This is a genomic window from Paenibacillus eucommiae (genome assembly GCF_017874215.1).
In the GTDB taxonomy this organism is placed as follows: domain Bacteria; phylum Bacillota; class Bacilli; order Paenibacillales; family NBRC-103111; genus Paenibacillus_AI; species Paenibacillus_AI eucommiae.
In genome coordinates this window covers 25311-38634 of record NZ_JAGGLB010000024.1, presented here as the reverse complement: position 1 = coordinate 38634, position 13324 = coordinate 25311, and the positions used below count along the sequence as shown (strand labels likewise).

Annotated in this window: 16 protein-coding genes and 1 other annotated feature; of the genes, 13 read left to right on the top strand and 3 right to left on the bottom strand. The window is 44.5% G+C overall.

The window, feature by feature from the left end; translation table 11 throughout:
• Positions 1-122 precede the first annotated feature (122 nt).
• Together J2Z66_RS28180 and J2Z66_RS28175 are read right to left on the bottom strand one after the other, a co-directional pair.
• Positions 123-773, bottom strand: coding sequence for a DUF2306 domain-containing protein (locus tag J2Z66_RS28180; protein WP_209976173.1), 651 nt, complete (start codon positions 771-773; stop codon positions 123-125).
• 60 nt (positions 774-833) lie between these two features.
• Positions 834-1874, bottom strand: coding sequence for a DJ-1/PfpI family protein (locus J2Z66_RS28175; RefSeq protein WP_209976080.1), 1041 nt, complete (start codon positions 1872-1874; stop codon positions 834-836).
• 210 nt (positions 1875-2084) lie between these two features.
• Between J2Z66_RS28175 and J2Z66_RS28170 the strand changes: the two genes are divergently transcribed.
• The 4 genes from J2Z66_RS28170 to J2Z66_RS28155 all read left to right on the top strand — a co-directional run bounded on the left by J2Z66_RS28170 (position 2085) and on the right by J2Z66_RS28155 (position 5115).
• A complete protein-coding gene (locus J2Z66_RS28170) occupies positions 2085-2780 on the top strand; it encodes a response regulator transcription factor (RefSeq protein WP_209976079.1) in 696 nt (231 codons plus the stop codon).
• Positions 2781-2787: 7 nt separating this feature from the next.
• Positions 2788-4119, top strand: coding sequence for a sensor histidine kinase (locus J2Z66_RS28165; RefSeq protein WP_209976172.1), 1332 nt, complete (start codon positions 2788-2790; stop codon positions 4117-4119).
• Between the two features lie 109 nt (positions 4120-4228).
• Positions 4229-4540 carry an ArsR/SmtB family transcription factor gene (locus J2Z66_RS28160; protein WP_209976078.1) on the top strand — a complete coding sequence of 104 codons (312 nt, stop codon included), beginning with the start codon at positions 4229-4231 and terminating at the stop codon, positions 4538-4540.
• Positions 4541-4632: 92 nt separating this feature from the next.
• On the top strand, positions 4633-5115 hold the full coding sequence (locus J2Z66_RS28155; protein WP_209976077.1) for an SRPBCC family protein: 483 nt from the start codon (positions 4633-4635) through the stop codon (positions 5113-5115).
• 251 nt (positions 5116-5366) lie between these two features.
• On the opposite strand, the gene J2Z66_RS28150 is transcribed toward J2Z66_RS28155, so the two are convergent.
• Positions 5367-5522, bottom strand: coding sequence for a hypothetical protein (locus tag J2Z66_RS28150; protein ID WP_209976076.1), 156 nt, complete (start codon positions 5520-5522; stop codon positions 5367-5369).
• A 145-nt stretch (positions 5523-5667) separates the two neighbouring features.
• Between J2Z66_RS28150 and J2Z66_RS28145 the strand changes: the two genes are divergently transcribed.
• The 9 genes from J2Z66_RS28145 (at position 5668) to J2Z66_RS28105 (ending at position 13051) form a co-directional block, all read left to right on the top strand.
• Complete coding sequence (locus J2Z66_RS28145) at positions 5668-6090, top strand: hypothetical protein (RefSeq protein WP_209976075.1); 423 nt, start codon at positions 5668-5670, stop codon at positions 6088-6090.
• A 244-nt stretch (positions 6091-6334) separates the two neighbouring features.
• On the top strand, positions 6335-6565 hold the full coding sequence (locus J2Z66_RS28140; protein WP_209976074.1) for a hypothetical protein: 231 nt from the start codon (positions 6335-6337) through the stop codon (positions 6563-6565).
• Between the two features lie 76 nt (positions 6566-6641).
• The gene (locus tag J2Z66_RS28135; RefSeq protein ID WP_209976073.1) at positions 6642-7100 is read left to right on the top strand and encodes a hypothetical protein; all 459 of its coding nucleotides are present in this window, start codon (positions 6642-6644) and stop codon (positions 7098-7100) included.
• A gap of 28 nt (positions 7101-7128) precedes the next feature.
• Positions 7129-7959 carry a hypothetical protein gene (locus J2Z66_RS28130; protein WP_209976072.1) on the top strand — a complete coding sequence of 277 codons (831 nt, stop codon included), beginning with the start codon at positions 7129-7131 and terminating at the stop codon, positions 7957-7959.
• Complete coding sequence (locus J2Z66_RS28125; protein WP_209976071.1) at positions 7952-8989, top strand: hypothetical protein; 1038 nt, start codon at positions 7952-7954, stop codon at positions 8987-8989. Before J2Z66_RS28130 ends, J2Z66_RS28125 begins: the two co-directional genes overlap by 8 nt.
• 12 nt (positions 8990-9001) lie before the next feature.
• Positions 9002-9196 carry a DUF7695 domain-containing protein gene (locus tag J2Z66_RS28120; protein WP_446686406.1) on the top strand — a complete coding sequence of 65 codons (195 nt, stop codon included), beginning with the start codon at positions 9002-9004 and terminating at the stop codon, positions 9194-9196.
• Positions 9197-9286: 90 nt separating this feature from the next.
• On the top strand, positions 9287-9664 hold the full coding sequence (locus J2Z66_RS28115; protein WP_209976069.1) for a BlaI/MecI/CopY family transcriptional regulator: 378 nt from the start codon (positions 9287-9289) through the stop codon (positions 9662-9664).
• 1 nt (position 9665) lies between these two features.
• Entirely contained in the window at positions 9666-11096 is a 1431-nt protein-coding gene (locus J2Z66_RS28110) for a M56 family metallopeptidase (RefSeq protein ID WP_209976068.1), read from the top strand.
• A 101-nt stretch (positions 11097-11197) separates the two neighbouring features.
• Positions 11198-11426: a binding site (T-box leader), on the top strand.
• Between the two features lie 80 nt (positions 11427-11506).
• The gene (locus J2Z66_RS28105) at positions 11507-13051 is read left to right on the top strand and encodes a 2-isopropylmalate synthase (RefSeq protein WP_209976067.1); all 1545 of its coding nucleotides are present in this window, start codon (positions 11507-11509) and stop codon (positions 13049-13051) included.
• Positions 13052-13324: the final 273 nt, after the last annotated feature.

Genomic DNA, 13324 nt, shown 5'->3' with positions numbered 1-13324 from the left:
CAAGGTAGCACACTCCTGCCGGACCGGGAATAGGTCGATATGTATCAGCGTCACATCCATACAGTATATATAGGTAAAAAACGCGGTGGATTGTTCTTATCCAGCTGCGGCAAGTGGGCACCTCATTTATTGAGAGCTGCAACCTCTCTGGATGGACCTATCCTTCTGATGATGACGTCAGCGATGACCAGCAGCAGCACTATGGAGCCGTACACGCCAACGGTATAGCTGGTAGCGTAAGCGAGACCGAATCCCTGATGAAAAAGGAAGGTGATGAGGTGAATCAGCAGGTTCGTAAAACAAAAGGCGTAACTTCGGATCATCCAATTCCGGTGACGGGTGATCCGTTTCTTTTTGATTTGAACAAGTGCCATAAGGGTTATCAGCAGCCATATCATATTTAGCGCATTGAATCCCATACTAGTTATTTTTCCTCCGGTGGCATAAGGCGCCATGTAACCTGAGGTCAGCACGACAAGAAGTACGCAAACTAAATAAACGTAACCGTTTATGCGATGGAACTTGTGGCTTTTATCAAAGATTCGATTAGAAAAATTGAGCAGCCCAGTCGCCATGGCGATGCAGGCAAAAGCGACATGAATGTGCATAACGTTTAACCACACCGGCAAATTAAGCTCGCGCTTAAGTCCGGTTTTATGGCTTAGAAATCCCTCAGCTCCAGGATCGATTATATAATTGTCCACCAAGGCGTAAAGGATAAATACAATACTGACACAGGCTAAAAGCCCGTATAATGGTTTCCGTTTCTGCATTTTCTGCATTTTCTTCATTTGATCCAAAACCTCCGCGGCTGCATGTATTAACAACAAAATTTAAGGTTTAGAAATCCGCTTACCTGTTAATTTGGATGCAGGCAGTAGGCCAGCCTTGGCGATTCCGGTCATGTGATCTCCGTCGGCGGCCACTTCGAATTTGAGATTTAAGCGCATTGGTTTCGTGATTCTCAGCGACCAGCTAAGCTTGTTGTCCTGAAGCGCCGGGTTCATAAACTCGACCGTCTCATCCCCTTGTATTGCCTTGCCCCGGACTATTCCATTACTTGTTGATATAGAGAGCTTGACCTGCAGCTTCCCTACTGGAGTAGCGATTGTCGTATCCCAATCCCCATCGAAAACAGATGACTGTGTAATATTGTTACGCTGGGTGCCGTAAGTTATCGCCGCTTTATCCACCACGTTGTTCGGTTCACCGCCCGTCAATGTTTGATGACTGCCAGGTGCCAGCCCCCTTTCTCTCCAAACTGTCCCTCTCCGTTCATAGTCGAACAGTTGCTCTACCGCGTGTGCGATGCGTGGTCCAAGCTCACGCTCCACCAGATACAGAGCTACATCGAGTCCTGAAGTTACGCCGCCGCCGGTAACCAGGTTGCCGTCGTCCACTACGCGTGCCCTGACGGGAATAGCCCCGGTTGCTCCAAGCACATCCATGCCCAGATGATGAGTTACCGCCGGTCTGCCTTCCAGGAGCCCTCCCATAGCGAGCAGCAGAGAACCGCCGCATACCGTGGCGACTACGTTGTCTTTGAGTTCGAGTGCCTGACCGATCAAACCGGTCAATTCTGTATGCATGGCACGGCTTAGAATAGCCGGGATCGAATTGGGGCCATCTCCTTCGACGTCACCGGACGCGCCAGGCACTAGAATGATGCCAGCATGTTCCGGGTTCAGCCTGCCGCTTGCTTCAATTTTTAACCCGTTGATGCCGCTAGTCACGGACCTTGGTCCTTCGGCTGTGACGAATTGTACGCTTAACGCGTTTTCCGTATTCATTGCAGCGGCGCAAAAGACCTCGTAAGGAGCAATGGCATCCAGAAGGTCAAAGCCATCAAAAAGCACGATTTGAACTGTTATCATAAATAAATCCTCCTTGTCCAAAGTAAATAAAGGGAGGAGTCATTGCACGCAATGTTTGCCTCCGTGTTCGCTAGTAGCATCATAACAAATGAATATCTCAAACGAAGTTGTAAAAAGGTCACAAAACAATAAACAATTCATCACAAAACATGGGATTCCGTCTGCTTTTGCAGAAAAAATGATAAACTAGGATGTGAAGGTGGGATCATCATGAATGGATTAAATACGATACTCGTTGTAGACGATGACCAAAGTATCGTTGAACTTTTGAGGGATTTTTTGGAGAATGAGAATTTTCACGTTATAACCGCTTGTGGTGCCGATGAAGCATGGGCCTTATTCCAACAGAGTTCCATTCAATGCATGGTGCTTGACATCATGATGCCGGGACAAAACGGATTTGAGCTATGCCGCCGGATTCGGGCAGAGAGCAGCGTTCCTATCCTTTTCTTGAGTGCCCGCAGCGAAGATGTGGACAAGATTCGAGGACTAACGCTCGGCGGAGATGATTATATCGTCAAAACCGCTTCACCCGGAGAGATTGTTGCCAGGGTAAAAGCTGTATTGCGGCGCTCCGCATCCAAGGTATCCAAGCAGCAAATGGATGAAAAAATTTTGGATTATGGCCGGATCAAGTTAAATCTGTCCGCAAGAGAAGTGCTGGTGGAAGGGAAAAGTGTAGTGCTTACACCGAAGGAATTTGAGTTGTTGCGATTATTTGTTGAACATCCAAGACATGTTTTTTCATATGAACAATTACTTGCGAAATTTTGGGAGGGGGTCGGCGACAGGCATACGATTCGGGTCCATCTCAGCAGGCTTCGAGAGAAGGTCGAGTCCGATCCGAACCACCCGCAGCATCTGCTCAACGTATGGGGAATAGGGTATCGCTTCGAGGGGGGATAACATGAGGATGAGGACACTTCGCATTCGTACCTTTACTATGCTTTGCTTCTGCTTCATTCTTTTATTGCCGTGGATCTTTTTTATCACAGCTCACTATATGGAAACAAAATCCCTAAGATTTGCAAACAGTCAGCTGCAAAATGAGACTCTCCAAAAACAATTGACCGGGACGATTCACTTGATCGAAGCGGGAGCGGGCAAATGGAGGGATCCAAATTGGCAAAACCAATTACATGAAGAGCTGCAGAAAGCGAAGATGGATGTGGTTATTCAATCTGCGTCAGATCTGGATATTTATCGGTCTAACCCGGAGCGGCGTGGTGCTTTGTCGTCAACTGAACGGTTTTCCGTCATAGAGGACGGTATTTTGCTAGGAAGGGTTACTCTTTATGTGCCAAAATCAAATACAGTTCAAATGATTTCGGCATTTGCCGGAATACTGCTTGCCTTCTTTGTTGTCGGTGTTGAAATGAGACGGTTCCTTCTTAAACCCCTCGAGAAGATGAGTGCTGCGGCAAGACAACTTGCAGCGGGAGACTGGGATGTGAAATTACCCTTGTCGAGGATCACAGAAATCGCTGAAGTGCGCGACGGATTTGAAGTGATGGTGAAGGGGCTTCAACAATCCTATCAGAAGCAAGTGGAATTGGAAGAAGAGCGCCGATTCGTGATTGCTGCTGTCGCGCATGATTTACGGACACCGTTGTTCGCCTTGCGGGGGTATTTGGATGGCCTGGAACAAGGGATTGCCCAGACACCGGAGAAAATAACAAAATATGTGGCGGTATGTAAGGAAAAATCGGCACAATTGGATCGGCTGGTTGAGGAGCTTTTCACATTTACCAAACTGGAGTATTTGGGGACGACACTTAGCAACAAGGCTGTTGATCTTAACCTCATACTCCGGAAGTCGATTGACAGTCTGAGCCCACTTGCCCGGCAAAAGCACATCTCGATCTCAAACCATGCTGCAGACGATTGCGTCATTAGCGGCGATACGCACTTATTGGAGCGTGTGATGAACAATCTTTTGGATAATGCCGTCAGACACACACCTTCCTATGGTGAAATTGTTGTTCAATGTTATAAAGACGGTAACAAAATAATGTTTACGATACGTGATACAGGGCCGGGTTTCTCATCAGAAGAACTGCAACGGGTATTTGAACCTTTGTATCGTGGTGAAGCATCTAGAAATCGTTCAACTGGAGGCAGCGGATTAGGGTTAACCATTTCACAAAGAATTGTTAGGCGGCACGGAGGCGAGCTTGCCGTAAGCAACCATTCGGTAGGGGGAGCACTGCTTACGGGTTGGATCCCTGTAAACCATCCGTCCTGACTAAAATCTGATCAAGAAACTGGGGAACGGCAACGGCCACTGCGAGCTTAAGCGGTGCAAAATCAGTATATTACTTCCGGGAAATATAACTATGTGGTAATATAACAATATGATGACGGATAAACTTTTTGAAGTACTGGCCGAGCCGAATCGGCGGACTATTCTGGACTGCCTCCGGGATCGCGAGCGTTCCGTGGGAGAACTGGTCGCCGCTTCGACGCTGAGTCAACCGGGGATTTCGAAGCATTTGCGGATTTTGCGGGAGGCTGGACTTGTTTCGGTGCGCAAGGAGGCGCAGAAGCATCTATACCGCCTCAATGCCAAGCCGCTGGAGGACATTGATCAGTGGCTGGAGCCTTACCGGCAGTTTTGGTCGAACAAGCTGGACGCGCTGGAGAAGCATTTGGATGAAGAGGAATAGTTGGATGAAGAGGAGTAGTTGGAAGCGAGCGTACAGTGAGAGCATGAAGCCTCCTATTCAGGGAGCTATCTGTAAATAAGAGGAGGATGACAATGTTAGCGGTGATACAGCAAACGAAGGAAGGTTATACGGCACGGTTCGAACGTCAGTTGAAACATTCGGCGGAGAAGGTATGGGCATCGTTAACCGAGAACGAAAAGCTGGCAAAATGGTTCTCGGAGCTGAGCGTCGACGATTTGCGCGAGGGAGGGTTCATCAAGTTCGACATGGGTGACGGCACGTTCGAGGAGCTGGAGATTCTAGAGTTGAAGCCTCTTTCTGTTCTGGAGTACAAGTGGGGGGAAGACAGGGTTCGTTTCGAGCTCTATCCGGAGCAGGAGGGGTGCCGCCTCGTTCTAATCGAGACGATATTGAAGCTTACACCACATACACCCAGAGATCTGGCCGGCTGGGACGTATGTCTGGAGGTCGTCGAAGTGCTGCTGGACGGCGGGTCTGTCGAGGATCGAAAAGCGCGTTGGGAAATCAAGTACGAGCAGTATGTGAAAGCAATTGAAGCATTGCCCCAAGTCTAAAAGTACCCCTAGCCAAAGACGAAAAGACACCGAAGGTACAGCAGGTGAAGGTTAACCCTCTCACTTTAGCCAAACGATTCGGTGTTTTTCTTTTTGAGACAACCCATTTATTTTAACATCATCTGTAAGCCGGGATGGCATTGAGATTATGCTGAATTTATGATTTTAGCTCTATGCAAGTGATGTTCAGCTCCGATTCCTATTTAATCTGCGCGCTTAAGCTCCATGGTTTCATTCCTCCAATTATGTGATTATTGCGGATTCCCGTTAAGGTAATCGCCAAGCCGGTCGAGATGGGTGTCCCAGCTTGTCCGATTCTCGGCAAAAAACTTCTCGTGACTCATTCTCATTGTTTCCAAGAGGTTCGTGAAATCTTCAACGGTCAAAGATTTTTTTCTTACCATCAAGCCTGAGATATGCTCTAATGAGCAAGTAATCAATTCTTTATTTGTGCTTTTTCAGTCAAATAGTTTGAAATTATTGAAAGTTTGTTCTAATATGTAATAGTGTTGAAAAGTTTGTATATCACTTAAAGTTTGAGGTGGGAATCATATGCTCAAATTCAGCTCCAGCGCCGATGAAATCAGATATTATGTGAAAGAACTTTTATCGGATAGAAAAGAGCATAAGCTGCAAGACATTAAAGAATATGTGGAGAAACAAGCGGGAAAGACTTTTAGTCATGGGAATTATGCAGGCACTCTCAGAGATCTGGTGAAGAAAGAAGAAGGCTATGAGAATGTCGGAAGAGCTGTGTACCAGTATATGGGGGGAAGCGAGTCAGAGGAGTCGATTCACCAGGTTCCACTTAAAGAATCTATTCAAAATATACTGCTAAATACGATACATCGCATTGAATCAGAAGCAGGTAGCAGGAACCCGTTGCACCTTGATGCTGCTGATTTCAAATTGCTTACGAAAATTAAAATGATTCTTGTATCAGTTGAGGGTATGGTCGAGGATTTAGACAAATGAATGAATCGTTATGCATGAACACCACATGAGCTTATGGAACTCAAAAGCTTATGTGGTGTTTTTTGTTCTCGAAAGAACTTATATTAAATAAGTTATAAAAGTGGTGCTTGACACCACTTTTATAACTTTGCTATTATAGTTATTGTAAAGAGTGTGAGAAGTGTTCTTTGAAAACTAAAAAGCAATAAAAAATGTGGCGCTAACGTTAGTTACAATCGCACCAAATTAATGGGGGGAATGAAAAATGTCAATGATTAATACGCAAAAAAAAGGTCAGTACACCGGTTGTAACTGCTCAGAAGGAAATATGATCTTTTACGGATCCACGCTGTTGGATGAAGCAGGGCAGCTTTGGGAGATCGTTGCTCATGACCATCTGCCAACTCCGTACATGAAGCGTGATGATGATTCCACTCCTATCCCTCTTAGAGCCGAGCTTATCAAAAAAAGGAAATGGTTTGTCAAGGTTACTTAGCTCAACTAGAAATAAAACTCGCCAATCGGCAGATTACTTATATCCTTTATATCTAATAATCTGGAGGTAGTTACATATGATGAAAATGTATCAAGCCTATTTAGATCAAATTTCTGCAAAGGCATTTAACGGGGAGACGATCCATTATTTAGAGGGATCCCTGTATCAAGTCGGAGCTGATCCAATCATTATCGCGGCATCCGCTCCGTCTACGGATGATTACGTGTTTGGTCTTCGTTCAGCATTTTCAGATGAGACAGAATGGGTTGTATTTGGATGTCGCAATGACAGTTGTATATTTAAAATTCCTTCTTCTCTATTAGGAACACTTCATTTCTCACTGGATAGGAAGAGCGGCAGGAAAATTTTAACGATTCATTTCGATCATAAGACTCACGACTGGTATCTAGTTTCTAAAAAGCAGAATGCCCGTCAAGGTCATGTGATAAATATTAGCAATTACAAGATTGATTTGAGAGATGAGGAAGACATCATTGCTCAATGTGCATACTTGCGAAAAGCTTTAGGTATGTAAGGCCCATCATGAACAAGGAGAGAAGTGGATGCTTAGAAAAAGGCATAAATTACTCAAGGGATATGTAGAAAATTCGTACCACGAATATGGGATTCATTACCTAACTTGGAGCGTAGGCTTGGAATACGAATGGTTGGATGAGGCGAATAAGCTTGCGGTTTTTGGGGCAAATCTGTCTGTCGTGATTAATCGTATGGAGTATGCAGAGTACAGCTTTGATCAGATGATGGGCAGTTACGAAAGCGTGATTTCCAGCGTGAATCATTTACTCAGCGAAATCCATTGCGGAGATTTACCATGTGAAGATTTGACCAAGGAACTGGAATTGCTGAATCAAGGAAATGTTCAATTCATTGAACTACTACAAGAGGCTGACGTATCTCAGTATAAAGCGTTGTTTGCCTTGGGAGAGCAATATTTCAGCAGACTGGTTCGTATTAAGGAGATTTTTCAAGAACTCAGACAAGAATTTCAAGATTATGTTACAAGCGTTATGCAACTGGCAGAGGCATTCAATTCGGTTGCTAAGCATTTAGAGTATTTGGCATTACGGCAATTTTACGCGGCTGTTCGAGCTAAGAAATATCAGGAAGTCTCATCGCTATGTATCGCTAGTGATTTCTTTTTTACAGCTTCCCGTCTGTTGATTGTTCACATGGGAGAGGCATCTCGGCCGGAAGTCAAGGAGGCTAGAGTGGCACTTCTGTCTAGAGAATATAACTTGGAATCGCTGTGCTCGTTAGGAAGAGCTTTTGATTTCCGAAAGTTTGATGATGAATTAAGTCCGCTTATGCCTGAAGTTGTAGATATGTTGTTTTGGGAAGATGAACCAGGCAGAGAGGAGCATCACAATGGATAGTGTGAACATGGCGGTGCCTTATTGGATATGGTTTATCAAGGAGAGCACACAATTATATAATCAAGGTCATATAGGTCCTAATGCATGTACCGACCGTTTGCATGGTGAGCTTATGACCGCAATGATTGATCGATTGAGACTGCTAGGTATAAACACTTACGAAGTAACCGGAAAATTTGCGATTATGGCAGCTGAATTGGAAAAGCATGGGGTTAAACTGGATTCTGACATAAGGGATAGGATGAGCCGGCCATATTTCTCTGCCGATGATGTTGAATATTTAGTGAATATGGCAGCGCTTAAACGACTAATAGAGAACTTGAAACGTTACTCTGCATGGATAAAAGATTGCCGGGAAGAGAATTATCTGAATTTGAGGGAATTATCTATTCATCTGTTTGCTGACATCAAGATGGCGGTGCGATTGATTCAATTATTAGAGCTGGATTCTAACCAGGTTGAAATGTCCGTTATCCAAGTCCAACAAGCTGTTCGTAATTTGTTAGCTAATTTTACTGATTACATGTTGAATGATTATACGGATTTCTTTCATGATTTTTCTCCCACAGCACCGTTTCATCTTGGGGGAATGCTGCAATGTGCTGCTATTTTGGAGAGGATAGGTGAGGAGAATCTGCTTGGTGCAGAAGAGTTGAAGCCATCGCCAAACAGCATTCATGTGAATTTTCCTGCAAAAATGTACAAGTATTTGTTGAACTGGTTTAACGATTATTCAGAAACAAAAGTGATTAAGAAATGGAATTTTGCAAAATTTACCTTCACGCTGCAGGAAAATCGGGAAAAGGTAGTCCCTAATTTTTCTGCAATCGAATTGAAGAACCTGATCAGTCAGGATCATAAGATCAAGATAACCATTTTCGGAGCTGAATATGTCTCTTTGTTACATGTTCAGGAGGTGGTCGATTATTTTGAAAGTACACTTTGGTTAAAAGAGGATTTGGAGTGGGAGTTTTTGCCTTCTATGTGTTGTCAGCTGGACGAAATGGTTACTTTTATACATATTAAATAGGAGAAGTAGGCTATGAGGATTCTTGTGAACAAGGTTAGGTGTAAGCAGTGCTTGCAGGAGGTGGTGTCAGAAACCACGCATGATTTCCAAAAATGCAAGTGCGGTAAAGTAGGGGTGGACGGAGGGAAAAGCTATTTAAGAAGAGTTGGTGAGCTTGATTTAATTGAAGAGTTATCTGTTTGGGAAGAAGTAGATGATGAAACCTGATGTATCTTCTGCAGTTGACAGGGATTTAAGACGATTGTAGAATATTGATATAGACAATTGTAGAAAACTGTAGAGGGTTGGGATGATGCCTTGAAAAAGTTAAGAAAGCTGCCTGATGCTGAGTTTGAGATTATGAAAGTGGTATGGGCCAATCAGCCGCCTATTACGACGAGCATCATCATGGAACAATTAGGAAAAGCCAAAGAATGGAGAGCTCAGACGATTATCACGCTGCTTTCGCGGTTGGTGGAGCGGGACTTTATTCGAACAGAAAAAAACGGGAAGGAACGTACTTATTTTCCGCTTGTAGGCAAGGAGGAGTATCTAAAGTTCGAAACAGGTGATTTTATCCAAAGATTTCATGAAAACTCTTTTACCAGTCTGGTTGCCACGTTATATGACGGCGACAAATTGAAGGATAAGGACCTTGACGAACTGATGAAGTGGGTAAAGGAGAAGAGGGAGTGAGATGCAAGGATTTTTGTTAACACTACTGGAATGCTCGGCAGCCATGTCGGTCATAGCTCTAGCTTATATGGCTGCGCTGCGTCTTTTCTCTCTACGTTATGCTGCTAAGTGGCTATATTATATTTGGCTGGTGATCGTAGTCGGGTGGGTGATCCCTTTTCGGCCACGCTTTGATTCAGCTTTTTTGCCTGTTAAAATACCCGCTATGCCAACAATTGAACCTACAGGGACTAGCGGATTTTTTTTGCCTACAGGTGTGGTGCATGAAGCAAGCAGGGATTTATCTGCAGTCCTGTGGTGGGCAATAGCAAGCGTATGGCTGGCCGGTATGATTGTCGTGTTAGCTTTTCAAGCATGGAGATATTGGCGTTTTATGAAAATGGTCAATCGATGGAGCGAAGATGTTACGGATTGTGAGATAGTAGGCGTATTCCATGCTTTAAAAGCCGAGATGAAAATTGTGCGTCGTGTACGTATCCGGATTTGTCCGGGAATCACAACGCCTATGTTGATTGGTTTTATTAGACCCGCTGTCTTACTGCCTACCACCCAATTTGAGCCCGACGAGTTGGCGTTCATCCTAAGGCACGAACTGGTTCATTTAAAGAGAAACGACCTCTGGTACAAAGCATTGGTTCTGCTTGCAACTGCCATCCACTGGTTCAACCCCATTGTATATAGGATGTCAAAGTCGATTGCTGCGCAGTGTGAAATCGCATGTGACGAACGGGTATTGGAAGGAGCAAGCTTCCAGCAGCGCAAGCATTACGGTGAGACGATTATTGGTGTCGTCAGAAACACAGCTAAGTACCAAACATCTCTAACAACAAACTTTTATGGAGGGCAAAAAGGGATGAAAACTCGTGTTTTTTCAATTATGAACTCCAGGAAAAAGAAGGCCGGTTTTATGATCTTAAGCATTGCACTTATTGTCACAATTGGAACAGGAGCGGCTTTTGCCATCAGTTCCCCAAAGGAAACGGCAAAAGAGCAAATCCGGGCGGGCACCATGGCCAATGGTGAAGCTGGTGAAGCTGCCCCGGCTCTGGAGCAGTCGAAGGCGAACCCGGTGCAAGCCCAAGCATCAGAGGGAGCGCCAGTTGAAGGAGGACAAATTCGAACATCGGATGGGAAGGAATTGTCGATATGGCTGGCTGCTGGACGTAGCAATAACTTCGGTAAGATGGCATGGAAAAAAGGCGAGCCTATCACATTTTCTGTTCAATCTGAGGAGATAGGAGAGCTTGAAATTGGCATCATGTCCGTCTCCACCGATAAAGTGTATAGTGAAATCGTCACAACCGGAACGGGTATAGTGAACATTACGGTTCCCGAGGATGGAGATTATCGCGTATATATCAAAAACAATGCAATAGACATCGTCCATTTTCAATTAAAATTAAATAAGAAATTAGAAGGACCGCTTGTATGAGGCGTTTATCATAAACGGATGTAAATATTAAATTTAAATATTAAGATTTAAATATTTGACAGATTCAACGGAGTGCTTTATTATGAAAAATAATTCATTATTCAAATGTTAGGATTAGAAATAGTAGGAGCGAAATGACCCTTCAGAGAGCCGTTGGTTGGTGAGAAACGGTGGCGTCGATTGCTTTGAACTCGTCTATGAACAGCTGCCCGACATGTAGGGTTAGACGGAATTCCACCGTTACAGGGATAGATGGTAATTGCCATCGAAGAAGATCATTTCGTGAGAAATGAATTAGAGTGGTACCGCGGGTTAAACCCCGTCTCTATACGTAGAGACGGGGTTTTTTGTGTTCTAAAATAGCCATACATGTATGCAGCTAACCAAAATCATTTTAGGAGGAACTGTAAATGAACCGTAAAATTATCGTATTGGACACAACCTTGCGCGATGGTGAGCAAGTTCCGGGCGCTAAATTGAATGTACATCAGAAAATCGAGTTTGCTCAACAACTTAAACGGCTCCATGTAGATATCATCGAAGCGGGATTCCCAGCTTCTTCTGCTGGCGATTTCCAAGCTGTACAGGAAATTGTCCGAAATGTAGGAGACACTGTATCCATTACTGCGCTTGCACGGGCGGTGCAAAGTGATATCGATGCCGTCTATGAAAGTATCAAGCTTGCACAGAATCCGCTTATTCATATCGTACTTGGAACCTCGAACATCCATGTAGAGAAAAAGTTTAATCGCTCCAAAGATGCTGTGATGCAGATGGGGGTTGATGCGGTTAAGTATGCAAAAACGTTGCTGCCGCAAGTCCAATACTCCACAGAGGATGCATCGAGGTCGGAATTCGAATATTTGTGGAAAACAATCGAATCCGTTGTCAAAGCGGGGGCTACCATCATTAATGTGCCTGATACAGTGGGCTATGCGGTTCCAGATGAATTCGGAGAGCTGATCCGTAAAATAAACGAACGGCTGAAAAACTTGAATGAGAAAGTGATCCTTAGTGTACACTGCCATAATGACCTTGGACTCGCAACGGCAAATACACTCAGTGCGATCAAAAATGGAGCCGAAAAAGTCGAATGCACGATCAACGGGCTAGGTGAGCGGGCTGGCAACACGTCGCTAGAGGAAGTAGTAATGGGGATCAGAGTGAGGGAAAACCATTATCATTGCACCACCCAAATCAATACGAAGGAGCTATTCAAAACCTCCAGGCTCTTAACTCATTTGACAGGTTTGGATGTGCAAGTGAACAAGGCGATTACCGGCGAGAACGCCTTTGCGCATTCTTCCGGGATCCATCAGGATGGGTTGCTGAAAGACAAACAAGTGTATGAAATTATGTCGCCTGAGGAGGTCGGGGCCGATAGTATGGAATTGATCCTGACCGCCCGTTCCGGCAGGCATGCCTTCAAGAATGCGGTTGAGAAAATGGGTTTTGACACGAGCGATGCCGAAGACTTTGAAGGTCTGTTCCAGAAATTCCTTGCCTTAGCGGATGCCAAAAAAGAAGTTTATGATCACGACGTATTTTACCTGGTGAACAATCATCGCTCCCTTGAGGAGAGCAACAGCCAGCTGTATGAGATGGTTTCTTTCCAAGTAGTCACCAATGATCTGAATCCTTCTGCAACCGTTAAATTGAAAAAGGGCTCCGAGATTTTTGAAGAAAGTGCTGTAGGCGACGGTCCGATTGATGCTCTGTATAGTGTCATTAAATCATTAGTAGGGCTGGAGGTACAGTTGAAGGATTACAAAATCAACAGCCTGTCCAGGGGGAAAGAAGCCATCGGCAGGGTCAACCTGCGGATCGAATACCAAGGCAAAATATACTTGGGACGCGCCATGGACACCGACATTATCAAAGCGAGCGCTATGGCCTTCCTCAATGGTATTAATGCGGCTTTACTTGATACTACTAATGACAACGGCAGGAATTAACATCCGATGGCATAGGGCATAGTTGAAATGACAAGAGGGCAAGTAATATCCATAAAATAAAGACTGGTTAGTCTCGTAGCCCATATCGGGCAGTGAAACTAACCAGTCAGGGGGAACCAGGAAATCACTTGATTAAAGATAGAAGTTGCTTGAAATTTATGGCTCAACACCACAATCAGTGCTTGATAAATGAATGGATAGCTAAGACTGGAAAAGCATCTGCCAATCCTGTACGGTTGAAAGGCCTACCCAACAACAAAAGAGGAATAGACC